This is a genomic window from Thermovenabulum sp. (genome assembly GCF_049723235.1).
GTDB lineage: Bacteria > Bacillota > Thermosediminibacteria > Thermosediminibacterales > Thermosediminibacteraceae > Thermovenabulum.
In genome coordinates, this window is record NZ_JBNARB010000006.1 from 57270 (window position 1) to 81052 (window position 23783).

Annotated in this window: 21 protein-coding genes and 1 other annotated feature; of the genes, 3 read left to right on the top strand and 18 right to left on the bottom strand. The window is 36.9% G+C overall.

The window, feature by feature from the left end; genetic code table 11:
* The first annotated feature begins 50 nt into the window (after positions 1 to 50).
* Both ACPLOV_RS04880 and ACPLOV_RS04885 read left to right on the top strand, forming a co-directional pair.
* Positions 51 to 1529 carry a spore germination protein gene (locus ACPLOV_RS04880; protein ID WP_424908311.1) on the top strand — a complete coding sequence of 493 codons (1479 nt, stop codon included), beginning with the start codon at positions 51 to 53 and terminating at the stop codon, positions 1527 to 1529.
* A 10-nt stretch (positions 1530 to 1539) separates the two neighbouring features.
* Positions 1540 to 2625 carry a GerAB/ArcD/ProY family transporter gene (locus ACPLOV_RS04885; protein ID WP_424908312.1) on the top strand — a complete coding sequence of 362 codons (1086 nt, stop codon included), beginning with the start codon at positions 1540 to 1542 and terminating at the stop codon, positions 2623 to 2625.
* Here the strand turns inward: ACPLOV_RS04885 and ACPLOV_RS04890 are convergent, their stop codons facing one another.
* From ACPLOV_RS04890 to ACPLOV_RS04950, 13 genes are all read right to left on the bottom strand, one after another.
* Entirely contained in the window at positions 2626 to 3252 is a 627-nt protein-coding gene (locus ACPLOV_RS04890; protein ID WP_424908313.1) for a cyclodeaminase/cyclohydrolase family protein, read from the bottom strand.
* Entirely contained in the window at positions 3249 to 4502 is a 1254-nt protein-coding gene (hutI, locus tag ACPLOV_RS04895; protein ID WP_424910731.1) for an imidazolonepropionase, read from the bottom strand. Before hutI ends, ACPLOV_RS04890 begins: the two co-directional genes overlap by 4 nt.
* A 53-nt stretch (positions 4503 to 4555) precedes the next feature.
* Positions 4556 to 5458 carry a glutamate formimidoyltransferase gene (ftcD, locus tag ACPLOV_RS04900; protein WP_424908315.1) on the bottom strand — a complete coding sequence of 301 codons (903 nt, stop codon included), beginning with the start codon at positions 5456 to 5458 and terminating at the stop codon, positions 4556 to 4558.
* Positions 5459 to 5479: 21 nt separating this feature from the next.
* A complete protein-coding gene (hutU, locus tag ACPLOV_RS04905) occupies positions 5480 to 7129 on the bottom strand; it encodes a urocanate hydratase (protein WP_424908316.1) in 1650 nt (549 codons plus the stop codon).
* Between the two features lie 119 nt (positions 7130 to 7248).
* Positions 7249 to 8457 (bottom strand): helix-turn-helix domain-containing protein, encoded by a 1209-nt coding sequence (locus ACPLOV_RS04910; protein WP_424908317.1) that lies wholly within the window; start codon positions 8455 to 8457, stop codon positions 7249 to 7251.
* A 14-nt stretch (positions 8458 to 8471) separates the two neighbouring features.
* A complete protein-coding gene (hutU, locus tag ACPLOV_RS04915; protein WP_424908318.1) occupies positions 8472 to 10115 on the bottom strand; it encodes a urocanate hydratase in 1644 nt (547 codons plus the stop codon).
* Positions 10116 to 10132: 17 nt separating this feature from the next.
* Positions 10133 to 11419, bottom strand: a complete 1287-nt coding sequence (locus tag ACPLOV_RS04920) for a YjiH family protein (RefSeq protein WP_424910732.1) — start codon at positions 11417 to 11419, stop codon at positions 10133 to 10135.
* 150 nt (positions 11420 to 11569) lie between these two features.
* On the bottom strand, positions 11570 to 13105 hold the full coding sequence (locus ACPLOV_RS04925; RefSeq protein WP_424908320.1) for a peptidoglycan D,D-transpeptidase FtsI family protein: 1536 nt from the start codon (positions 13103 to 13105) through the stop codon (positions 11570 to 11572).
* Positions 13106 to 13187: 82 nt separating this feature from the next.
* A complete protein-coding gene (locus tag ACPLOV_RS04930; RefSeq protein ID WP_424908321.1) occupies positions 13188 to 14414 on the bottom strand; it encodes a peptidase U32 family protein in 1227 nt (408 codons plus the stop codon).
* A 39-nt stretch (positions 14415 to 14453) separates the two neighbouring features.
* The gene (gene mltG, locus ACPLOV_RS04935; RefSeq protein WP_424910733.1) at positions 14454 to 15521 is read right to left on the bottom strand and encodes an endolytic transglycosylase MltG; all 1068 of its coding nucleotides are present in this window, start codon (positions 15519 to 15521) and stop codon (positions 14454 to 14456) included.
* Between the two features lie 9 nt (positions 15522 to 15530).
* On the bottom strand, positions 15531 to 16001 hold the full coding sequence (locus ACPLOV_RS04940) for a QueT transporter family protein (protein WP_424910734.1): 471 nt from the start codon (positions 15999 to 16001) through the stop codon (positions 15531 to 15533).
* A 37-nt stretch (positions 16002 to 16038) separates the two neighbouring features.
* Entirely contained in the window at positions 16039 to 16641 is a 603-nt protein-coding gene (locus ACPLOV_RS04945) for a lysine exporter LysO family protein (RefSeq protein ID WP_424910735.1), read from the bottom strand.
* A complete protein-coding gene (locus tag ACPLOV_RS04950; RefSeq protein ID WP_424908325.1) occupies positions 16598 to 16897 on the bottom strand; it encodes a LysO family transporter in 300 nt (99 codons plus the stop codon). The genes ACPLOV_RS04945 and ACPLOV_RS04950 overlap by 44 nt, the downstream gene beginning before the upstream one ends.
* 316 nt (positions 16898 to 17213) lie before the next feature.
* Here ACPLOV_RS04950 and ACPLOV_RS04955 point away from each other — a divergent pair, with 316 nt between their 5' ends.
* Positions 17214 to 19919 carry a calcium-transporting P-type ATPase, PMR1-type gene (locus ACPLOV_RS04955; protein WP_424908326.1) on the top strand — a complete coding sequence of 902 codons (2706 nt, stop codon included), beginning with the start codon at positions 17214 to 17216 and terminating at the stop codon, positions 19917 to 19919.
* Between the two features lie 51 nt (positions 19920 to 19970).
* Here the strand turns inward: ACPLOV_RS04955 and ACPLOV_RS04960 are convergent, their stop codons facing one another.
* The 5 genes from ACPLOV_RS04960 to ruvX form a co-directional block, all read right to left on the bottom strand.
* The gene (locus tag ACPLOV_RS04960) at positions 19971 to 20363 is read right to left on the bottom strand and encodes a Fur family transcriptional regulator (protein ID WP_424908330.1); all 393 of its coding nucleotides are present in this window, start codon (positions 20361 to 20363) and stop codon (positions 19971 to 19973) included.
* A 131-nt stretch (positions 20364 to 20494) separates the two neighbouring features.
* Entirely contained in the window at positions 20495 to 21469 is a 975-nt protein-coding gene (serA, locus tag ACPLOV_RS04965; protein WP_424908327.1) for a phosphoglycerate dehydrogenase, read from the bottom strand.
* Between the two features lies 1 nt (position 21470).
* Complete coding sequence (locus tag ACPLOV_RS04970) at positions 21471 to 22610, bottom strand: pyridoxal-phosphate-dependent aminotransferase family protein (protein ID WP_424908328.1); 1140 nt, start codon at positions 22608 to 22610, stop codon at positions 21471 to 21473.
* Between the two features lie 124 nt (positions 22611 to 22734).
* Positions 22735 to 22919 (bottom strand) — a binding site (T-box leader).
* A gap of 59 nt (positions 22920 to 22978) precedes the next feature.
* A complete protein-coding gene (locus tag ACPLOV_RS04975; RefSeq protein WP_068749287.1) occupies positions 22979 to 23302 on the bottom strand; it encodes a DUF1292 domain-containing protein in 324 nt (107 codons plus the stop codon).
* A gap of 35 nt (positions 23303 to 23337) precedes the next feature.
* On the bottom strand, positions 23338 to 23775 hold the full coding sequence (ruvX, locus tag ACPLOV_RS04980; RefSeq protein WP_424909895.1) for a Holliday junction resolvase RuvX: 438 nt from the start codon (positions 23773 to 23775) through the stop codon (positions 23338 to 23340).
* Between the last annotated feature and the right edge of the window lie 8 nt (positions 23776 to 23783).

A 23783-nucleotide genomic window follows, 5' to 3' on the forward strand; every position in this document is an offset into this window, starting at 1 on the left:
AGAATTTTTTTTTGTTAAAATATCAAAAACTAAATTAAAGAGGTGAGTTAATGGTGAAAGTATCTAAAATTTTAGAAGATAATCTTAAAGCGATTAAAGAAACTTTAGATTCCGAAGATATCATTTTGAGAGAAATCATATTAGATGAAACTTTCCCGAAATTGAAGGCTTTATTGCTTTATATAGATGGACTTGCCGATAAAAATTTAATTCAGGAACATATAATTAAATCCCTTAATCTTTTTTATAGGGAAAATGCTTCGAATGCTAATATTAATATTATAAAAAAGCGGTTTATCGAGACTTCGGTACTAACAGCAGGTGATTTAAAATCCGAAACCGATATTGAAAAGGTATTTGATTACGTCCTATCGGGAGAAACAGCTTTATTTTTTGATGGAATAGATGAAGCAATAATCATAAGCTCAAAAGGCTATGAAAAAAGAAGTGTAACTGAATCCACCGCGGAAGCTGTGATTTTAGGTCCAAAGGATAGTTTTACCGAAAATTACAGGACAAATATAGTCTTAATCAGGAGAAGATTAAAGGACACAAACTTAAAAATAAAAACAATAAAACTTGGCAGGCATACCAAAACCGATGTGGGGATTTTATATCTTCAAGGAATAGCAAATCCAAGACTTATAAAAGAGGTGCAAAATAGAATAAATAAAATCGATATTGACGGTATTATCGAAATCGGGTACATCGAACAATTAATCGAAGATAATTGGCTTTCGCCCTTTCCCCAATTCAGGAGAACCGAACGACCCGATGTGGTAGCCGGTTCGCTTTTGGAGGGTAATTTTGCTATAATTTGCGATAATACCCCCTATGCACTAATTGGTCCTACCACTTTTACAAGCCTCTTTCAATCGGCAGAAGATTACTACCAGAAATGGTATCTGGCTTCAATCATAAGGTTTTTGCGCGTTTTAGCGTTATTCATGGCTACACTGGCACCAGCATTATACGTGGCTTTGACATCGTATAACCCCGAGATGATTCCCACCGACCTTTTATATTCTATTGCGGCAACAAGGGAAGGAGTGCCCTTTAGCTCTCCCATAGAAGCGCTACTTATGATCCTTATATTGGAAATTTTAAGGGAAGCAGGAGTAAGACTCCCGGGTCCCATTGGAAAAACCATAGGAATAGTCGGTGGTCTTGTTATCGGTGAAGCAGCGGTAAAGGCAGGAATAGTAAGCCCCATAATGGTAATAGTAATAGCATTAAACGCCATTTCTTCCTTTGCCATTCCAGGTTACAGCATTGCCATAGCCTTCAGGATACTTACTTTCATATTTTTGCTTTTTGCTTCCGTTGCCGGGTTATTCGGAATTATATTGGGTTTTCTCTGGTTAAACTGTCACCTGGTAACCCTTAAAAGCTTCGGCGTGGTATATTTTTATCCTTTTGTGAATTTGGACCCGGAAAAACTTCAGGATGTAATAATAAGAGCCCCTCTTTCATTCATGAAAGAGAGGCCCGAATATTTAATGCCATTGGATTCAAAAAGGATAAAGTGATGGTGATAAAATGCAGGTTTTCGATAACGATAAAATCACCACAAAACAATGCATTTATCTTCTTATTAATGCAGCAATAGGCGTGGGAATTTTAATGCTGCCAAATACCATTGCCCGTGAAGGGAATCAAAACGGCTGGATTTTTCTTTTAACGGGCGGTATTATAAACTTTCTGGGTAGTCTGATTGTAGCTTTAATTGCAAAAAAATGCACTACCCGCCATGCTCTGGATGAATCCGAAAAAATCTTCGGAAAAATCCTTTCCTATCCCATTAAATTTTTTTATACCCTCTATTTTTTAATAATTACTGTTACGGTAATCCAGATAATTTTAGAAGCCTTAAAAATATTTCTTTTGTGCCGTACACCCAAGGAATTTGTTATTTTAAATTTAATATTGATTTCTGCTTACATAATCAGGTACGGCATAGAACCCCTTGCAAGAATATGTTTTTTCCTTACTCCCTACTGGTTTGTGCCGGCAATTTTCTTCTATCTTCTCGGTTTTTCTGATGCGGATTTTTCAAGGCTTCTTCCATTATTCACCATATCTTTTTCTAAGCTAATTTCGGGAACATATAAGTCATTATTCAGCCTCGTAGGGTTTGAAATGCTCTTACTTATCAGCCCAAATCTTAAAGATCCAAAGAAAACTATTAAAATAGTGGTGTTTTACAACCTGTTCATGGTATTGTTTTATCTTTTCGTAGTTATTATGGTTTTTTCCTCCCTGGGAGTTGAAGAAACAAAATTATTTGTTTGGCCGGGAATGGAAATGGCAAAAAGGCTAATCCTGCCGGGTGGTTTATTTGAAAGAGTAGATGCACTTGCTATTTCTCTCTGGATAATAACGGTATTTACCACCATCTCTTCCTATTATTTTGCTGCTTCCATGTGCTTAAAAAGTTTTTTGGGCTTGGAAGATTTAAGGGTTCCTGTCGAAATGCTTTTCCCATTTATTTTTATTCTCTCATTTATCCCTAAAAATATGGCTGAGGTGGAAAACTGGCTTTCTTTTTCCGATTTTTTAACAATCCCTGCCTGCTTTCTATTGCCCCTTTTATATTACACAATAATGAAAACCAAAAAATTGTAATTAATCTAATTTCTCTTGTATTTCTTCAAAAAGTTTATCAAGATTTTCCGATACCTTTAAATATTCCATCATTTTTCCCGATAAAGAAGCCTTGAATTTTTCGTCTTCAATGGAATTTAAATTTATTTTTACGTTTAGCCATGCCCCAAAAAGAGCGCTTTTTAACGATAATACACATACCCCAAGGTCAGTAATTACCGCCGGATTTACCAAAGAAACGGCAGGGGTAATAAGTTCTGAGGCTTCTTTTACCTTTTCCATCATTTTCAAAGGGGCGCTGGCCGCTTTCTTTAAAGCTTCCTGAATTGCTTCCTTTCTTTTCTTCTTTTCCTCCTCGGAATCTTTGGGCATCTTATAAGCCTTAGCAACTTCGTTAAAAGCCTCCGTGTCCTCATCCATCAATCGCCTGAAATCTTCCAGTAAGGATTGAGCTTTTTTTAAAAATTCCTTTATCGTTTCCTCCTGGGGTTTAAACTTTTCTTTTCCCAGGGTCAGATTGCAGGCCATAGAAAATAAAGACATTCCTACAGCACCCAGTAAAGCGGAAGCTGTTCCTCCACCCGGAGCAGGGCTTTTTGAAGAAAGTTCCTCAAGAAAATCCGAAATTTTATAATCCTGAAACTTCATACATTTACCTCCCAAACCAGCGCACCTTTTTTAACGACTTTATTTACAAGATTTGTCCCGTAATGATAACATATAAAATCCAGGTCGTCTGCTTCCCAAATAATTATGTCAGCGTTTTTTCCTTCCTCAATAGTACCTATTGTAGAAGCTCTATTTATAGCGGCTGCAGCGTTTAGAGTAACGGCAGTCAATACCTCCTCCGGAGTCAACTTATACTTTAAACAGGCAAGGTTCACTACTATTTGAAGCGATTCATTAGGTGATGAACCCGGATTAAAGTCAGTGGCAAGGGCTATCGGAACATTTTTTTCTTTAAAAATTTCAGCCTTTGCAAAATCCTCCCCCAGGTAAAAGGAGGTCCCCGGTAATAGCACGGCAATTACATTATTTTTTGCCATTTCTTCAATACCCTCTTCATCGGCATGAATTAAATGTTCAGCGGAAATTGCCCCTACCTTTGCAGCTAATTTTGCTCCACCCATAGGGGTAATCTCATCGGCATGGATTTTAGGTGTAAGCCCGCATTTTTTAGCTTCTCTTAAAATTTCTTCGGATTCTTTTAAGTCAAATACGCCCTCCTCGCAAAAGACATCGCAAAACTCGGCAAGCCCTTCTTCCTTTATCCTGGGCATCATTTCTTTTATTAATTTAATATACTCTTTCTTATCTTTGTACTCTTTTGGAACAGCATGGGCACCCATAAATGTTGGTACTATTTCCACGGGTTGAATTTGGTTTAATATTTTTATAGCCTGTAAGATTTTTAACTCATCTTCTACATTTAATCCGTAACCGCTTTTTGCTTCACAGGTGGTTGTACCATAGGAAAGCATAATTTTCAGGGATTTTTTCGCGTTTTCGACAAGCTCCTGAAGGGTAGCATTTCTCGTCTTTTCTACGGTATATAAAATGCCTCCGCCCATTTTTAAAATGTCCAGGTATTTATAACCTTTTAATTTTAAAGTAAGCTCTTTTTGTCTCCATCCTGCAAATATTAAGTGAGTATGCGGATCGACAAAACCCGGTGTCACAAGTTTCCCTTCCGCATCAATTTCCTTATAAGGAAAGTTTTCTCTTAAATAGTCTTTATTTGATTTTTTTGTTTCATCTCCAATATAAACTACCTTACCATCTTTTATTGCAACAAAAGCATTTTTTACTAAGGATATTTCTCCCTGCTGCAGTCCCCCTTTAGCTTTATTACCCTTTGGTGTAGCTAAAACTCCAATATTTCTCACTACAAGATTCATGGCATCCTCCTAAAAAATATTAAATTTATAATAAAGCGGGGCAATCCCCCGCTTTATTCACCAATTAAATAATTTTCAAGAACCTGCTTTTCATCATTGAAATTCTCCAGCCGCAAATAGTATTTTGCCGTTTCAATAAGGGCCTTCATCGGCGTAATCCCCACTATTTCACTTCCTATAATTTCTACTCCGTATCTTTTTGCTTCCATTTTTATCAGCTCAAACACCCTGTATATTGCCGTTTGCTCGTAATTGGTAAGATTCATGGAAACCTGGGCGATTTGCCTTTCTTCCAGCATTACTCCTATTGCTTTTACGTTTTTCAACCCTCCGCTGCTCTCTCTGATAACTTTGGCTATATTTTTGGCTATTTCTATATTTGAAGTGTTTAGATTTACATTGTATGCTATTAGAGGCATCCTGGCGCCTACAGCCACTACCCCAGCTGTAGGATGTATCTCGGGTTTTCCAAAATCCGGTACCCATGCCGGATCTTTAAGCTTTTGAGGCATCCCCTCAAATTCTCCCTTTCTAATTTCCGCGAGGTTTTTCCTCTCCGGCCTTGTTGCGGAAGCCTCATATAAAAATACTGGAACCGAAAGTTCTTCAGCTATCCTCCTGCCCAGTTCTTTCGAAAGGGCTACACATTCTTCCATCGTTACATTCTTTACGGGAACAAAAGGTATAACGTCCACGGCTCCCATTCTCGGATGTTCTCCCTTATGTTTTGTCATGTCAATCAATTCCACCGCTTTTTTTGCCGATAAGAAGGCCGCTTCCATTACCGCTTCCGGTTCCCCCATAAAGGTAAATACGCTCCTGTTGTGGCTTTGATCGGCAGAATAGTCCAAAAGCCTAACCTTCGGAACCTTTTTAATCTCTTCTGCTATTTTTTCGATTACTTCTTTTCTCCTTCCCTCGCTAAAATTCGGAATGCATTCAACTATTTTCGTCATTAAATTTTCCTCCTTAATTTTTTACTTCAACATTGGCATCTTAATCCCTTTTTCCTTTGCAGTCCTTATTGCAATATCGTATCCCGCATCGGCATGCCTCATCACACCCGTACCCGGGTCATTATTCAAAACCCGAGAGATTCTAAGGGCTGAATCTTCAGTGCCATCGGCTACTACCACTACGCCTGCATGAATGGAATAACCTATGCCTACCCCTCCACCGTGGTGAACGGAAACCCATGAAGCTCCGGAAGCCACGTTTAAAAGAGCATTAAGGATTGGCCAATCGGCTATAGCGTCGCTTCCGTCCTTCATAGCTTCGGTTTCCCTGTACGGTGAAGCAACAGAACCCGTATCGTGATGATCCCTTCCTATTACAACCGGTGCCTTTAATTCTCCATTTTTGACCATTTCATTAAAAGCAAGAGCGGCTTTAGCCCTTTCACCGTACCTTAACCAGCATATCCTTGCAGGCAATCCCTGAAAAGCTACCCTTTCCCTTGCCAGCTTCAACCATTTTTCTAAATGTTTATCTTCCGGGAATAACTCCAATACCTTTTCATCGGTCCTGTATATATCTTCGGGATCTCCGGAAAGGGCTGCCCAGCGGAAAGGCCCGCTGCCTTCGCAGAAAAGATCCCTTATAAACTCGGGAACGTACCCCAAAATTTCAAAAGCATCTGTAACTCCAGTATCATAAGCCTGTCTCCTCAAATTATTTCCGTATTCAAAAACTATAGCACCTCGTTTTTTCATCTCCAGCATTGCTCTAACGTGTACCGCCATACTCTCTTTAGCCTTTTGAATATATAACTTTGGATTTGTTTTCCTAAGTTCTAAGGCTTCTTCAAGGATCATGCCGGCAGGAACATAACCGTTTAACGGATCATGAGCAGAAGTTTGATCGGTTACCACATCGGGAATAATGCCTCTTTTAACCAGTTCCGGATGTACTTCTGCCGCATTCCCTACCAGGCCAATGGAAATCGCTCTTTTTTCTTCTTTTGCCTTTAATGCAATACTTAAAGCCTCATCCAAATTATCCACCATTATATCACAATACCTTGTTTTTATCCTCTTTTCAATTCTGTTTCTATCTACTTCCACTACAAGAGCTACACCGTCATTCATGGTTATGGCTAAGGGTTGTGCACCACCCATGCCACCCATACCTGCCGTTAATACTAATTTTCCTTTTAGCGAGCCTCCAAAATATTTGTTAGCACAGGCTGCAAAGGTTTCATAGGTGCCCTGAACGATACCCTGAGTTCCTATATAAATCCAGCTTCCGGCAGTCATTTGACCGTACATCGTAAGACCTTTTTTCTCAAGATCCCAAAAAGTTTCCCAGTTTGCCCAGGCAGGGACGAGCATGGCATTGGATATAAGCACTCTCGGTGCCATAGTGTGGGTTTTAAAAATTCCCACAGGTTTTCCCGACTGTATTAAGAGGGTTTCATCATTTTCAAGATTTTTAAGGGCATCCACTATTTTGTCAAAGCATTCCCAGTTTCTTGCAGCTTTTCCCGCACCACCGTAAACCACCAAATCTTCAGGTCTTTCGGCGACTTCAGGATCCAAATTATTCATAAGCATTCTAAGGGCTGCTTCCTGATGCCAGCCCTTGCAAGTAAGTTTATTGCCCCTGGGGGCACGTATCACTCTTTCCATTCTATTACCTCCCAAAATATTGAATAAAATAACGTTTTGCTAAATTCTAAAATTTAATATTATTTATTTTTTCACTTTTATAATTCTTTATTTATAAATTCATTTCCTCTAAAAAAAATTTATCTTTCTGGGATTTTTTTGCTTTCCTTAAATTTTTTCGGCGATACTCCCACTTCCTTTTTGAAAACTTTTCCAAAGTAATTAGGGTCTTGATAGCCTACACTTTTTCCCACTTCTTTCACACTCATATCTGTAGTAGACAAAAGATGAATAGCCTTCTCTATTCGAATTTTTGTCAGATAGTCTATAAAATTCAATCCAGTGAAGTTTTTAAATTCATGACTGAGATAAAAGGGGCTTAGATGAACATAATTGGACACTTCTTCTAATGTTATATTTTTTCTATAATTTTTTCTTATGTATTCCAGAGCTTTTTCGAAAGCCTGCAGGTTTACCCTTTTTCGAATATTAAAGATTTCATCTATAATATTCCCCACATAGTCCTTAACATGTCTTTCGAGCTCCAGGATATTGTCGCATTTTAGCACTCCTTCAAAACATTCATTACAAAATCCGGTAATTTTCTCCTTCTCCACTCCGGTTTCCAGTGCCAGTTTAAGTGTCAGCGATAAAATTTCTATTATTCTGCTTTTTATACTGAAAGGATTGTTCATTTTATTATTTTTTATCGCATTAAATAATTCATCTATAAGATTGAAGGTTCCTTCTTTATCACAGCTCAAAATTTTTACCGATAAATTTGATTCGATCTCTATTGTAAATACTCCAATTTCATCCCTCTGGGGGTAAATATCGGAAAAATGTATTATCTGGCTTTGCCCTAAATAAAATTTACTTTTAAGGGCTTCCATGGCTTCTTTTAGAGAAAGATGGAGATTGTCTAAATTTTTATACCTGGTCCCTATTCCTATGGATACAAAAACCCCTGTATTTTTTTCTATGCTATCTTTTATCTTTTCTGCTAATTTAATTGCCTGGATTTTCTCTTCTTCTTCAAAATAATTTAACTCAAAAACAGCGGCATACTTTTGTTCGTCCAATTCCACAAAGTAGCCGTTTTCACCTTTTATAATATTTTCCATTACCGTCATTAATTTTTTTCGTAAAGCCCTTTTCTGGGCTTCACTTTTATTCATCGTCTCCGTGTAATAATTGTCATGGTTTATTACCAGTACCGTATTTGGGATAATTTTTATATTCATCTTTTTTAAAAGGTACCATATCTCTTTTACGTTATCTAAACTGTTTAATAAAAGATCTTTTAAAAACCCTTTTCTGGCAAAGTCTAAAATTTTGTCGTCTTCCATAGGCGATTTCTCCTTCAAGATATAACTTTCGCCGTAAACAGGGTGCTTTTTACCATTTCTCTCGCTTTGTCATATCCGGCATCGGCGTATCTTATCACTCCCAGCTGCGCATCAGCCTGAAGGGCTCTTTCAAGCCTGAAATCAGCTTCCTTTGAGCCATCGGCAATAACGGTCATTCCCGAATGAACGGAATAGCCTATTCCTACTCCTCCGCCTTGAAACACCCCCACCAGCGTTGCTCCGCATCCGGCATTGAGCATCGCATTAAGTACCGGCCAATCTGCTATTGCATCGCTTCCATCCTTCATCTTTTCGGTTTCCCTGAAAGGTGAGGCCATAGATGCGGCATCCATATGATCCCTTGTAATTGCAACTGGAGCCTTGATTTCGCCCGATTTAACCATTTCATTTATCACTTTACCAAAAAGCGCCCTTTCGTAAAAATTCAGCCAGCACACCCGGGCAGGAAGACCGTGAAAGGAAAATCTCTTTTCTACAAAATCTATCCAATCTACAATTTTCCTATCGTTCTTGAATAATGTAAGCAGAACTTCGTCGGTTCTATATATATCCTCCGGGTCTCCTGAAAGAGCTACCCACCGGAAGGGACCTCGACCTTCAAAAAACAAAGGCCTTATATACTCAGAAGCAAAGTTTGGAATGATATTAAACGCATCTATCCCTGAAATTTTCCCCTGCTCTCTAATATTGTTCCCGTATTCGAACACCACTGAACCCTTATCTTTAAATTCCACCATCGCCTTTACATGTCTTTTAATAGTGTTCCTAAACATTTCTTCGTATTTTACTGGATCTGTTTCCCGCAGTGATGAAGCTTCCTCCGGGAGGATCCCGGAAGGAATATAACTTTTCCGGTCATGAGCAGGAGTTTGATCCGTCACCACATCGGGAATAAATCCCATTTCGAGGAGTTTTTCGTAAATATCGGCAGCATTGCCAAGTAAACCTATGGAAATCGGTTCCCCTCTTTCTTTATATTCCACCGCTATTTCAATAGCATCTTCCACCGAAAAAACCATGATATCGATGACGTTAGAAAGCAACCTTTTCTTAATTACATTTTTATCCACTTCCGCTATAATCGCAATCCCTTTTAATCCAGTTACAGCAAGGGGCTGTGCGCTACCCATTTCTCCAAGTCCAGAAGTAAGCACAATTTTTTTTCTTAGACTTCCGTTAAAATGTTTTAAAGCTACCTGCAAAAAGGTTTCCCAGGTACCCTGCAAAATCCCCTGTGTTCCAATAAAAGCCCAGGACCCGGCGGTAGATTGTCCGTAGGAGGTAAGCCCTTTTTTTTCTAATTCGTAAAAAGTCTCCCAGGTTGCCCATTTTGGGACAAGCAGTGCCCCTGCCATCAATACTCTTGGAGAAAGCTCGAAGGTTTTAAAAATACCTACTGGTTTACCCGACTGTACTAAAAGAGTTTCATCATTTTCCAAATTTTTTAAGGTTTTTATTATTGATTCAAGACATTCCCAATTTCTTGCAACCTTTCCTCTTCCCCCGTAAGCAATTAGATCCTTTGGCTTTTTTGCGATATCGGGATCAAGACAATTCAGGAGGAGCCTTAAAAGCCCCTCCTGCTGCCAGCTTTTGCACGATAGGTTTTTTCCTGTAGGTGATTTAATAACTGACATAGGAATCATCCTTTTTATTAGAGTAAAATCATCGCTATTATAGCAGCAAAAATAATTGAAAGTATGGTTCTTTCCAACCAGATAGTTAAAATTTCAGTAAGATTTAAAGGTATTTCTGTCGATAAAATACAAGGTATGGAAGCCGAGAAGAAAAGTATAGAAGATATGGACACAACCCCCACAACAAATTTTGTTATAAGAGGCGCCTCTACAGCAAGCATAGCCGGGAGGAACATTTCAGCAATTTCCACTGCACAGGCCTTTGCCGCCAAAAAAGGTTGCGGTAGTCTCAAAATTAATGTGAAAGGATAAAAAATCCATCCAATTACATCAAAAATGGGGGTATACATTGCAAGGATTAATCCCAGAAAACCAACCGACATAATTGTGGGTAAAATTGATGTGGCCATCTTGAAACCATCTTTTAAATTTTTTACTATATTTTCCAAAATATTTGGAGCCTCTGATGCGGATTTGAGAGCTTCTTCCCAGGCAATGGCTAAAAGGTTGCCACTTACCTCTTTTTCCGGATTGGGTGTCCCTACATATTCATCCTGTTTTTTCGATAATGGCCAAATCCTTGCAGTAATCGCAGTCACCAAAAAAGTTACAATAAAAGTAACCCAGAAAAATGTATTCCACATATCCATCAGCTTTAAAGTCTTTGCAACTATTATCATAAAGGTTGCCGAAACAGTAGAAAAGCCCGTAGCGATAATCGCCGCTTCTTTTATCGTATATTTTCCTTCTTTAAATACTTTATTGGTAATTAAAAGAGCAATGGAATAACTTCCTACAAAAGAAGCAACAGCATCAATAGCAGATCTGCCCGGTGTTTTAAACAATATCCTCATTACGGGACGTAAAAAGGTTCCTACAAACTCCATTAGGCCGTATCCTACCAAAAATGCTAAAAATACCGAACCGATAGGAACTATTAAGCCTACCGGAACAACCAGTTTGTTAAGCAAAAAAGGTCCTACATTGGGGTCCATCATCCATTTAGGTCCTGCTTTAAAATATACTATTAACGCAATTATAATTCCAGCTATTTTAAAAATTGAAAAAACAAAGTCTACTTTTGACTTTTTGTATGTTCCGTTTATCCAGGGCATGATCGCTCCTATAGTAGTTACAATTAAAGCGTAAATTAATGCAGGTTTTGCCAAGTTTTGCCTGATCCATGTCACAATGTGGTCAATAGGAATTGAAGAACTACCTTTTACATTAATTGGAATGAAGAACATAAAAAAGCCAATTGTACTGAAAATTAAAAACCTCAGGGCTGAACCGGATTTACTCATAAATTCCCTCCTTTTAATAATATTTTAAAATATATTTGTATTTTCTATATTTTATATTCAAAAACCTCTATTTTTTATTGCTATAAATTAGTATTATTTTGCTTTAGATAATTAGCATAAAAAATCTGCAGCGGATTATCGCTGCAGTTTTTAAAAATTTCTTATTTCGCTAATAATCTTTGAAAATAAAGGCGCTGCATTGAAAGGGCCAGAGCCACCTCTTTCGAGAAAGATTGAAACAACATATTCAGGTTCGTCATAGGGATAATATCCCACAAACCAGGCATGTGTAGTATTATCCCCCAATTCGGCGGTGCCGGTTTTACCTGCACTTTTGTTTTCTCCCGGTAAATTTGCTTTAACGGCACTTCCATACAGACATGCAGCCCTTAAAGCTTCCTTAATTTTATCAGCGTTTTCCTTCGAAATTACTCTATTCCCTCTATAATCTACGAAGCCATCGTCAAAAATGACCTCACCGTCCTTGTTTATTATTTTTTTTACCACATGAGGCTTTATTTCCTGCCCGTCATTTACTATTGTCAACATCATTTTAGCTACCTGGATAGGAGTTACTTGAATCTTTCCCTGTCCAATGGATATATTCCCCAAATCCTGATAGTAAATCGATTTAGGATCCGGTATATTACCCGGTTTTTCCTCGGGAATTTCATCAAGAATTTTTTCTCCTAAACCATATTTTTTAGCGTATTCGATTATTTTCTCCTTCCCCACTCTCTGTCCTAATTCTATAAAAGCAACGTTACAGGAATAGGCAAGGGCATCCCTTAAAGTGATTTGACCGTGTCCACCGTTTTTATAACTGGTACACTTAAAAATATTTCCCCCTACTTTTATAAAACCCGGGCAGTTAAAGACCTCATCCAGGTCCGAAACTTTTTCTTCTAAAGCAGCAGAAAGTACCACTAACTTAAACACAGAACCGGGAATATACGGCATTATTGCTCTATTTAATAATGGAGAATCGGGATCATTGAGAAAATTTTCCATAAATTTTTGTTTGAAGTTGGGGCGACTTGCCATTGCAAGTATTTCTCCTTTTTTTGCATCCATCACCACCACGGCACCTTTTTTAACTTCCATATCCATTATTTCTTCTATTTTCTTTTGAATTTTTTCATCTATTGTTAAATATACTCCCCAGTTGTTTTTATCATTTTCCCTTATCGACCCTTTTATGGGTTGACCTATGCCATCAAAAAAAATTTCTTCATTTTTTTTTGACTGGCTTAAAATAGCATCGTATTTTTTTTCTATACCGCTTTTTCCTGCTAAACCGATAAGATGTGTAGCTAAAGCTTCCTCTCCGTACCTCTCAATTTCATTATAAATTACTATCCCCGGGCTAATTTTTTCCAGTTTTTCTAAAATATTGATTTTTTGAGGTTCAGTAATTTTAATAAAAGGTTCTTTTAAATCATCAGCTTTTATAATATTTTTTTCTATTAATAAATTCTTTTCATCACCTTTTAGCCAACCAGGAGATATAAAAGCAACTTTTTTTCTTTCCGTATCCAGTAAAAGAACACCATTTCTTGAAAAAATTCCACCCCTTATAGATTTTAATTCGGGTCTCATCCACTGAGATGAAGCTTTCTCATACAGGTAAGGCCTTTCGACGATTTGTATAAAAAATAATCTTAACACCAGGATCAGCACTAACATCAGGAAGACTCTAAATAAAAAATAAAACCTACCCTTTTGCATAAATATCACCAAAAGGTAGGTTTTCCTTTAATTGTTAAAATTATTCAGCCGGCTTTCGTAATATATCATAGGGCTTAAGGGGAATCTCCGCTTCTACCTGGAACATTTGCTTTGGATGAGGCGCAATTAAGATTTCATTCCCTTCCATATCCCACATTCTATTTATAACAAAGCTAAAACTTTCTCTATCGGGACTTAATATTTCAACTTCATCACCTATTTTTACTGGATTTCTTTGCTCAATAATAGCTTTTTTAGTTTTTTCGTCGTAATCCTTTACCAATCCTACAAATTCATACTCATTTAGATAACTGCTTGTAGAATATATCTGGGCATTTACATCTGGTTTTCCAAAATAAAAACCATGAGTATATTCTCTGTGAGTAATTTTTAAAAGCTCTCTTCTCCACTCATCTTTAAAAACAAAACCATCAGGGTTTTTTACTGCAATATCTAATGCCTCCCTGTAAAGTTTTGTTATTTGAGCAACATAGTGAAGGCTTTTCATCCTGCCTTCTATTTTTAAACTGTCTATTTTAATATTCAAAATTTCGGGTATTTTATCAAGCATGCACAAATCCTTTGAATTGAAAATATAAGTGCCCCTTTCATCTTCAAACACCGGGAAATATTGGCCAGGCCTTTTTTCTTCAACCAAGTAGTATTTGTACCTGCACGGATGAGCGCATTCCCCGCGGTTAGCATCGCGAAAAGTAAGGTAATTGCTTAAAAGACATCTTCCCGAATAGGATATACACATGGACCCATGAACAAAAATTTCCAATTCCAGGGTTTCGGGTACTTTTTCCCTTATCTCTTTTATTTCTCGTAAGCTCAACTCCCTGGCAAGTATTATTCTATTTACACCCACATTATGCCAGAATAAACAGCTTTTCCAGTTAGTAGAATTAGCCTGGGTGCTAAGGTGAACTTTCATATCTGGAGCCAGTTCCTTTACAAGCATCAGGACTCCCGGGTCGGATAAGATAAAAGCATCTGCACCCATTTTTGCTATATTTTTTATGAAAGAAGGTAAGTTTTCTATATCTTCATTATGAGGAAAGATGTTTATAGCAACATATACTTTTTTACCTCTTTCATGGGCAAAATTTATTCCTTCCTCTAACTCTTCTAAAGTAAAATTATCCGCTTTAGCTCTAAGACTGAAATCCTTACCTCCCACATAAACCGCGTCGGCCCCATAATAAATTGCATATTTCAATTTTTCCAAATTTCCCGCAGGAGCTAAAAGTTCCGGAATTTTCATCTTTGTTTCCTCCAAATAGAAACTAATTCAAGTTTATTTTCACTTATTATTTTTCCCCTGTTTATTTTTTGCTTTTAAATGTTCTTGATAATTAGACGTAAAAGTGTGCGAACCATCACCGTTAGATACAAAATATAAATAATCGTTCTTTTCGGGTTTTAAAGCCGCAATAATCGCTTTATACCCCGGTGAAGAGATAGGTCCGGGAGGAAGTCCTTTGTAAAGATAAGTATTATACGGTGAATCCTTTTTCAAATCCTCTATTGTAAGTTTTTCCTTATGTTCATCCAAAATATATTCAATTGTGGCACAGGACTGCAAGGGAATATTTTTCGATAACCTGTTATGAAAAACAGCCGATATTACTGGTTTTTCCCTATCAATTTTTGCTTCTTCTTCAATTATAGAAGCTAAGGTAACTACTTCAAGAGTATTCATATTCAACTTTTCTTCCAGAATCTTTACCTCGGGAATTCCATAATACACTTCCTGAAATCTCTTTATAAGTTTTTCTATATAATATGTTGCGGGTCGGTTTTTTGGAAAAAAATAGGTATCGGGATATAAAAAACCTTCTACCGGGGCATTATCGGGAATTGGCTTTAAAAAATCAAATTTTTCTTTATAGTTTTTTGAAATCGCTTCCTTTAAAAATTCTTCTTTTTTCACCAGCCTTTTTTCTTCAAAAATACGTGCAATTTCGTTTATAGTTGATCCTTCCGGAATTGTAACCTTTTCTAAAAAGGTCTCTCCTTTAACCAATTTTAAAAGTATTACCTGTGATGTCATAGATGGGCTTAAAATATATTCTCCTGCTTTAATCCTGGTATCGTAACCTTTCCATTTTGCATACAAATAAAATACAAGGGAATTTTTTATCAAATTTTTTTCTTTTAATATTTCAGCAATTTGCTTGGCGTTCTGTCCTTCTTCGACTTCAAAGGCAACTTGAATCTTTTCATCGGATACGGGTTTTAAGTTATAGTTGATAAATAAATAGGAAACTGCAAATAAGAGCATGGTGAAAAAAAAGGTAATAATTACTATTTTCTTTTTTCTAAAAAGCAAACTATCTTTTATCCTTTCGATATAACCTCTCGTGTCCAAAACATTCCCTCACTTTTTAAAATACTTATTCAATACGGATCTTTTTATAAACCTGATTAAAGGAATACCCAGGAATATAACAGCAATCGCCTCTCCTGCTGCAATATATAATACCGTTATCCAGTAAGGCATATTGTATAAAAAAGAAAGATAATAGGATACTCCAAAAGCATTCAAAATTATCGGCCATATTGCTCCTAAATATTCATTCGGCATTTTACCGGTTAAATAAGCAGCAATTAAAGTAATCAAACTTCCTCCATATATATCCCATGGGCCAAGACCGCCCAAAATATTTGCTATCATACATCCGGCAAATAACCCTAACACCGAAGAAGAATCTAATAAAGGTAGCAAAGTTAATGCTTCTGAAACTCTAACCTGAATAGGACCGTAACTTATCGGTTTTAATAAGTAAGTCAGTGAAGCATAAACAGCTCCTATTACCGCTGCTCTAATTATAAATTCTATTTTTTTCACTTTGACTCCTCCTTGATCTTGGATAGTAATGATGTTATTAAAAGGGAATCTTTATTATCAAAGGTATTACAATCGGAACAAGCATAGTAATAACAAAACCGGAAATTAAAGATATAACTGTATAATCCAATCCCAGAACCTTTGAAATTAAAGGCAATGTGGTATCCATCGCCGTAGCACCGCAAACGCCAATAGGTGCAAGTTTGCTTATTTTTTTAAAATAGGGCAAGAATAAAAAAGCAGTAAGCTCCCTGAAAACATTAGCTAAAAATGCAACAGAACCCAGCTCTGGTCCTTTAATTTGCGATAATAATACCCCACTCATGCTATACCATCCGCAGCCAGCACCCACCGAAGCTGCTTCATTTACCCGCATTTTTATTAAAAATCCGCCGATAACTGCACCAAATATGCTTCCTATGCCTATAGCTACGGGTATCAATAAAATTTTTAAGCCTTTTTCCCTTATTTTGTAAATAACATCCCTTTTTTCCCCAAGGTCATAGCCTATGAGAAAAATAAGAATTAAAAGCAAAATGGTAATAAGTGTGTCTAAATGATTTACAAGAAAAATATTATTCTTAAAAACAATTCCGCTAATAATCCCCAATATTACCGCTGTCATTACCATCTGGCTCATATATTTTTTTCTCTACTCCTTTCAATATTAAAAGACTCCCTGCTATCGAAAATATACAGAGCATAGCCGCTTTAAAACCTATATGGCTTATGTTTTTCAAAACCCTTTCATCAACACCAAGTTTAAAGCCCATTAAAAATAAAAGCATAAAAAGACTTACATTTATCAATTTATCGATTTTTCTTTGCTCTATATAGTTTTTCCTGAAAAAGCCAAGAAAAATGCCCGTAACAAGGCTTAGAAATATGTATACCATTGATTTTTCCCCCTTTTTAAAGTTTATCTTATTAAACATTAACAGTCAATTATATATATTCTTTACAATTAGTAATCAGTTTAGTATAATATTAATCGGACGAAGGGGAGTAGCCATAAGGTAAAGTCACCATCACGGCACTTGTTGCCTGGCTTTATCGTCCTAATTCGGGATGGCAAGACCTTCGGCACAGCATTGTTACTGTGTCGAAGGTCTTTTTATTTCCCCAAAATTTAAATCTCTTTATATCCTTTAAAAACCAAGTAAGTTAAATGGGTTTTAAAAAGGAATAATAAATATTAAAGGAGGGATTTGTTTGCAGGAAAAAAGGTGGTATTCCATCCACCACGAAGAAGTTTCAAAAATTTTAGACACCCATATCGAGAAGGGGCTTTCCACCGATGAAGCAGAAAAAAGGTTAGAAAAATTCGGTTACAACGAACTAATCGGTAAAAAGGGACCCACTATCTTTGAAATGCTTCTTTCACAATTTAAGGATTTTTTAGTACTAATACTTATTGCAGCAAGTATCATTTCGGTTTTTATGGGTGAAATTACCGATTCAATTGTCATTATTTTAATTGTAGTTTTAAATGCAATTATTGGAGTAATTCAGGAGTACAAAGCCGGTAAAGCAATGGAAGCTCTGAAAAAAATGGCAGCACCCGAGGCAAGGGTGATAAGGGATGGATCTATAAAAACAGTACCTTCCAGAGAATTGGTCCCTGGAGATATTGTATTATTGGAAGCCGGAAATTATGTTCCTGCTGATCTAAGGTTAGTAGAAAGCTTAAACTTGAAAATTGATGAAGCCGCTCTGACCGGAGAATCCGTTCCTGTAGAAAAAAACGCCAATATCGTCTTTAACAAGGAAATCCCTTTGGGCGATAGAAAAAACACAGCTTTCATGGGTACCGTCGTTACTTATGGAAGGGGTAAAGGTGTTGTAGTATCTACGGGCATGCATACAGAAATCGGTATGATTGCAAAAATGTTAGAATCCTATGATGAGGAAGAAACTCCCCTTCAAAAAAAGCTTCAGGAATTGGGTAAGGTCCTGGGTATTGTGAGTCTTCTAATCTGCGGTTTTGTATTTTTAATCGGTGTATATAGAGGAATTCCTTTGCTGGAAATGTTTATGACTTCCGTAAGCCTTGCTGTTGCTGCTATTCCTGAAGGATTGCCGGCCATAGTTACCATAGTGCTGGCCCTTGGAATGCAAAGAATGGTTAAGAGGAATGCACTGGTAAAAAAACTTCACGCAGTTGAAACTCTCGGCAGTACAACGGTAATATGTTCGGATAAAACCGGTACCCTGACTCAAAATCAAATGACCGCAGTGAAAGCCTTCACCAGCGGCAAACTTTATAATATTACCGGTGAAGGTTATAAACCCATAGGAGATTTTATTTTGAATAAAGAAAAAATAGATCCCTCAAAAGATTCATCCCTTTCGTTGCTTCTAAAAATAGGCGCTTTATGCAATGATTCTTCCTTAGAAGAAAGCGGTTTTGAACACGGAAACGAAAAAACTTATAGAATAGTAGGTGACCCAACGGAAGGCGCTCTGGTAGTGGCTGCGTGTAAAGCAAATTTTACGAAAAATGACCTGGAAACACTTATGCCGAGGATTGGAGAAATACCCTTTGATTCCGATAGAAAAAGAATGACAACGTTTCATAATACACCGGAAGGTATTATCGCTTTTACAAAAGGTGCTCCCGATATAATACTTGATCTTTCTACAAAAATATACAGGGATGGAAAGGTCCAACCCATGTCTTTAAATGACAGGGAGGAAATTTTAAGAATCAATGAAGAATTGTCCTCAAATGCTTTAAGGGTCCTTGCATTTGCTTATAGACCCTTTGACAAATTGCCCGAAGATACTTCTTTTGAAAATATCGAGACCGAACTTATTTTTGTTGGGCTTATAGGAATGATCGATCCACCCCGCCCCGAATCCATAGAGGCTATCAAAAAGTGTAAAAAAGCCGGCATAAAACCAGTCATGATTACCGGAGATTATAAAAATACGGCAGTAGCTATAGCAAGAGAATTAGGACTTATCGAAGGCAATTCCAGGGTAATCACCGGAGCAGAACTTGACAATTTATCCGAGGAGGAATTAGCTTCTCTGTCAAAAGATATTAATGTCTATGCACGTGTATCACCTATTCATAAATTAAAAATTGTCGAAGCCATTAAGAAAAATAATCATATCGTAGCAATGACCGGAGATGGTGTGAATGATGCCCCGGCTCTAAAAATGGCAGATATAGGTATAGCAATGGGTATTACGGGTACAGATGTAGCAAAAGAAACCGCCGATATGATACTGACCGATGATAATTTCGCAAGCATCGTATCAGCTGTAGAAGAAGGCAGAACAATTTATTCTAACATTAGAAAATTTATCTTTTTCCTTCTTTCCTGCAATATAGCCGAAATTTTAATTATATTTACAGCTATGCTCATAGGTATGCCAGTTCCTCTAAAGCCAATTCAACTTTTATGGCTAAATCTTCTTACTGATGCATTTCCGGCTTTAGCCCTTGGTATGGAGAAAAAAGAAGATTATATAATGGAAATTCCACCGAGAAAACCAGAAGAGCCTATTATGGATAAGAAAATGAAGATTCAGATTGCTGTGCAGAGCATATTTATGACAATTTCGATACTTGGAGTTTTTTACTTCGCTTTAAATTCAAATTTCTCCATTGAAAAAGCACGCACTTACGCCTTTGCAACATTAATATTTGGAGAACTGCTAAGAGCTTTTACATCCCGCTCGGAAACAGAATCCATTTTTAAACTCGGATTTTTCACAAATTCCTTTATGCTCCTGGGTACTTCTCTATCCTTCCTATTGCTGCTTGCTGTTTTGTATATTCCTTCGCTGAATAAAATTTTCGACACTGTTTTTCTTTCGGCAAAGGATTGGATTTACATTATAGTTTTTGGACTAATCCCCTTTGCATCAGCAGAAATAAGTAAAGTATTTTTGAGGAAAAGGTATTAAAAACATAAAAGCTGTTGACACCTTAACACCTTAACAAGGAGTCAACAGCTTTTATTTACTTTTTGTTTTACATTCGCTGCAATATCCTATAAATTTTACCACATGATCTACTATTTCAAAGTTATTTCTTTTTTCTATCTCTCTTTCCAGATCATCCAGCAAATCCTCATCAAATTCAAATACCCTGCCACAGCTCAAACACATAAGATGATGGTGAGAATGTTTATCCTCCTCCTGACTCAATTCATAGCGGAAACAACCATCCCCGAAATTAAGTTTCTTTATAATATCGTTTTCGTCAAATAACTGAAGAGTTCTGTAAACCGTTGCAATTCCAATATCCGGGAATTTTTCTTTAACAAGGGAGTAAATTTCCTCGGTGCTTAAATGTTTCGAAGGATTTTCCAAAAAGACATTTAAGGTCGCCCTCCGTTGAGGAGTCATCTTTAATTCTCTATCTCTTAATTTCTCTTCAAACTCCTTTATTTTCCTTCTTTTTTCTTCTTCGGTTAAATCTTTTTTGCCATTGCCCTCAGCAATATTAGACAAACATGACCCTCCCGAAAGAATTTTTCTTAAATAGTATATTCCTTTTGTAAAGAATTTGTCAAGGCATTTACACAGCTTCTTACAGGTTCGCCTTTTAAGGCGTTAATCACTTCCTCCGCAATTTCTATTGAGACCATTTTTTGAGCTTCCTTAGTAGAAGCGCCTATATGGGGTGTAGCTATCACATTCGGGAGTTTCAGTAAAGGATTATCCTCGGGAGGTTCATTTTCAAACACATCCAGTGCACATCCCGCTACTTTTTGATTTATCAAATTTTCGTATAGGGCTCTTTCATTTATAATTCCTCCCCTGGCACAGTTTATTATAAAAACTCCTTTTTTCATAATTTCAAACTCTCTAAAATCAATTAAGTGATAGGTATCTTTTGTCAATGGAGTATGAAGAGTAATTATATCGGAAACTTTTAATAGTTCATCAAGATTGGCCATTTTTATTTTAATCTGCGCTGCTGTGGACTTTGCTATGTACGGATCGTAACCGACTACGTTCATACCGAGTCCTTTTGCTCTGATTGCTACTTCTCTCCCAATCCTGCCGAGGCCGATTACACCCAAGGTTTTTTTATAAAGTTCTAATCCTAAAAATTTATTTTTTTCCCATTTCCCCTCTTTTATGCTCTGATTTGCCTGAGGAATGTTTCTGACGAGAGAAAACATTAGTCCCAATGTTAGTTCACAGGCTGCGATAGTATTGCTAAAAGGAGCATTCACCACAAGTATTCCTCGTTCTGTAGCGGCCTCCACATCTATATTATCCACCCCCACCCCCGCTCTGCCAATAACTTTCAAACGGCTGTTTTCTATAATTCTCCTGGTTACCTTCGTAGCACTTCTCACTATCAGAGCATCGTAATCTTTAATAATTTTTACCAGTTCATCTTCATTAAGGCCTGTTTTTACCTCTACCTCAAGTTCTTTTTTTAATAGATCAATACCTTCTTCCGAAAGTTTATCGGCCACAAGAACTTTCCTTTTGTTCATTTTATAGCCCTCCTTCTAAATATATTTTTTCTGCTGCTTTTACTCCCTTTCCAAAAAGTCTTTCATCACCTACTGCCATTTCCAATGCAGATATAACCGCTATTATATCCAAAAAATCTACATACCCCAAGTGTCCAATTCTGATAATCTTATCCTTCAAGCTATCCTGACCACCTGCTACCGTAATATTAAATTTGTTTTTTAAAAACTTTTGTAAATCTTTGCGTTCTTCTGGAATTTCTACTGCTGTAACCGTAGGAGATGCGTATTCATCTTCTACAAAAAGTTTTAATCCTATCGCTTTTACGCCTTCGCGCAGAGCTTTTGAAAGCCTTATGTGTTCTTTTATTATATTCTCCAGTCCCTCATTTTTAATAATTTTCAAAGATTCTTCAAGAGCATAAATCAGCGAAACAAAGGGGGTATAAGGAGTTTCTCCTTTCTTTAAACTATTTTTTGCATTCTTAATATCGAAATAGTACTTTGGCATTTTCGAATTTTCATATGCCTTCCAGGCTTTTTCACTTACACTGATAAACCCTAATCCGGGCGGAAGCATAAAAGCCTTCTGAGATGAAGAGACCACCACATCTATTCCCCATTCATCGGTTTTTAACTCAACGGCTCCCAAAGAGCTTATCGCATCCACAATTACCAGTGCCGGATGATCTCCTATAGCTTCTCTTAATTCTTTAATATTGTTTAATACTCCCGTAGAAGTTTCATTTTGAGTAAAAAGTATGCCTTTTATTTCATTATTTTTATCTTTGCTTATTCTTTCCTTTACAATTTCTTTTGTTATTGGCTTACCATAATCCACCTTAATCGCTTCCACCTTTGCACCGTAACTCTCTGCTATTTCTGCAAACCTCTCTCCAAAAACACCGCACTGGAAAGAAACAATATGATCACCGGGGGAAAAGAAATTCGCAATTGCAGCCTCCATAACACCTGTGCCTGCCGAAGGAAATATAAGTACATCATTTTGGGTTTGGAATACATATTTTATTTCCTCAGAAACCTTCAATAACAGATTTCTGAATTCTTCTCCCCTGTGATTTATCATGGGGAGAGCCATTTTGTTTAAAACTTTTTCCGGCACTTCAGTGGGACCGGGAACCCTTAGTCTTGATTTTTTCATTCGTAATCCCTCCCAATTTTATTACTTTTTTATTACTTACGAAAAAATAATTATTTAATTTAGTATTTTAATAAATTAATTATTTATTTTTTTAAATTAAGTGGATATAAAAAAACCGCCCCTTGAAAGGGGCGGTTTTTTTCACCGCGGTGCCACCCTAATTATATGCACGCTCATTTTTGTTAACGGCTAAACCGTCCGGTTCTTCACCAGCACTCTGAGGCGGAAATAAAGGATACCTGCCGGTTTACACCAACCACCGGCTCTCTTTAAGGTAAATCCTTTAATTTTCCTCGTCATCGCTTTTTTATATTAAAGTTGTGTTGAGAAAAATTATAATAGTAATTAGTTAAAATGTCAATACTTTTTTACTCATCTTCATCATCAAAATCTTCGTCCTCAAAGTCCTCATCTTCATAATCTTCGTCTTCAAAATCAAAGTCGCCTTCTTGAAGGTTTTCCCATGCTTCCCTTACCTTTTCAAACTCTTCTTCATCTTCCACTTCTGTTAAGAATTCTTCTCCGTCCTCATCCGTGTCGATCCTGAAAATATACGCGGTTTCTTCATCCTCTTCATTTACCGGTAAGAGAATTGCATAGTCGTTGTCTTCTACGTTGACAACACCTAAAACTTCAAACTCCGTTTCATTACCTTCATCATCATAAAGGGTTATAGTTTCTCTTTCATCCATATCAATTCACCTCGATATATTAAATTAACACCATTTTATAGTAATTTGCCATTACTGTCAATATTATGAAGGTAATCCAGAAAACTTTGCAAAATCAAAACGGCAGCTAATTTATCAATCACTCCCTTCCTTTTTTTTCTTGAAATATCTGCATCTATCAGTACTTTTTGTGCTGCTACTGTGGTCAATCTTTCATCCCAATAAATTACTTGTGCATTGTATATTGACTTTAGCTTTTCTCCAAACTTTTTTACATTTTCTACTCCTTTTCCGTAGGTGCCATTCATGTTTACAGGTAGTCCAATGACTATTTTATCAACGCAATTTTTTTCTGCAATTTCTACTACTTTTTTTACATCCTCATTAAAACCTTTTCTTTCCAGAACCATTAGCCCTCTTGAGGTAATTCCAAGTTCATCGGATATGGCGATACCTATCCTTTTTTCTCCTACATCCAGTCCTAATACACGCATTTTATAAT

Coding starts and splice junctions, on each gene's coding strand:
- ACPLOV_RS04880 (WP_424908311.1), top strand. CDS start 51: ATGGTGAAAGTATCTAAAATTTTAGAAGATAATCTTAAAGCGATTAAA.
- ACPLOV_RS04885 (WP_424908312.1), top strand. CDS start 1,540: ATGCAGGTTTTCGATAACGATAAAATCACCACAAAACAATGCATTTAT.
- ACPLOV_RS04890 (WP_424908313.1), bottom strand. CDS start 3,252: ATGAAGTTTCAGGATTATAAAATTTCGGATTTTCTTGAGGAACTTTCT.
- hutI (WP_424910731.1), bottom strand. CDS start 4,502: ATGAATCTTGTAGTGAGAAATATTGGAGTTTTAGCTACACCAAAGGGT.
- ftcD (WP_424908315.1), bottom strand. CDS start 5,458: ATGACGAAAATAGTTGAATGCATTCCGAATTTTAGCGAGGGAAGGAGA.
- hutU (WP_424908316.1), bottom strand. CDS start 7,129: ATGGAAAGAGTGATACGTGCCCCCAGGGGCAATAAACTTACTTGCAAG.
- ACPLOV_RS04910 (WP_424908317.1), bottom strand. CDS start 8,457: ATGGAAGACGACAAAATTTTAGACTTTGCCAGAAAAGGGTTTTTAAAA.
- hutU (WP_424908318.1), bottom strand. CDS start 10,115: ATGTCAGTTATTAAATCACCTACAGGAAAAAACCTATCGTGCAAAAGC.
- ACPLOV_RS04920 (WP_424910732.1), bottom strand. CDS start 11,419: ATGAGTAAATCCGGTTCAGCCCTGAGGTTTTTAATTTTCAGTACAATT.
- ACPLOV_RS04925 (WP_424908320.1), bottom strand. CDS start 13,105: ATGTTAGTGCTGATCCTGGTGTTAAGATTATTTTTTATACAAATCGTC.
- ACPLOV_RS04930 (WP_424908321.1), bottom strand. CDS start 14,414: ATGAAAATTCCGGAACTTTTAGCTCCTGCGGGAAATTTGGAAAAATTG.
- ACPLOV_RS04945 (WP_424910735.1), bottom strand. CDS start 16,641: ATGAGCCAGATGGTAATGACAGCGGTAATATTGGGGATTATTAGCGGA.
- ACPLOV_RS04950 (WP_424908325.1), bottom strand. CDS start 16,897: ATGGTATACATATTTCTAAGCCTTGTTACGGGCATTTTTCTTGGCTTT.
- ACPLOV_RS04960 (WP_424908330.1), bottom strand. CDS start 20,363: ATGACTCCTCAACGGAGGGCGACCTTAAATGTCTTTTTGGAAAATCCT.
- serA (WP_424908327.1), bottom strand. CDS start 21,469: ATGAACAAAAGGAAAGTTCTTGTGGCCGATAAACTTTCGGAAGAAGGT.
- ACPLOV_RS04970 (WP_424908328.1), bottom strand. CDS start 22,610: ATGAAAAAATCAAGACTAAGGGTTCCCGGTCCCACTGAAGTGCCGGAA.
- ACPLOV_RS04975 (WP_068749287.1), bottom strand. CDS start 23,302: ATGGATGAAAGAGAAACTATAACCCTTTATGATGATGAAGGTAATGAA.
- ruvX (WP_424909895.1), bottom strand. CDS start 23,775: ATGCGTGTATTAGGACTGGATGTAGGAGAAAAAAGGATAGGTATCGCC.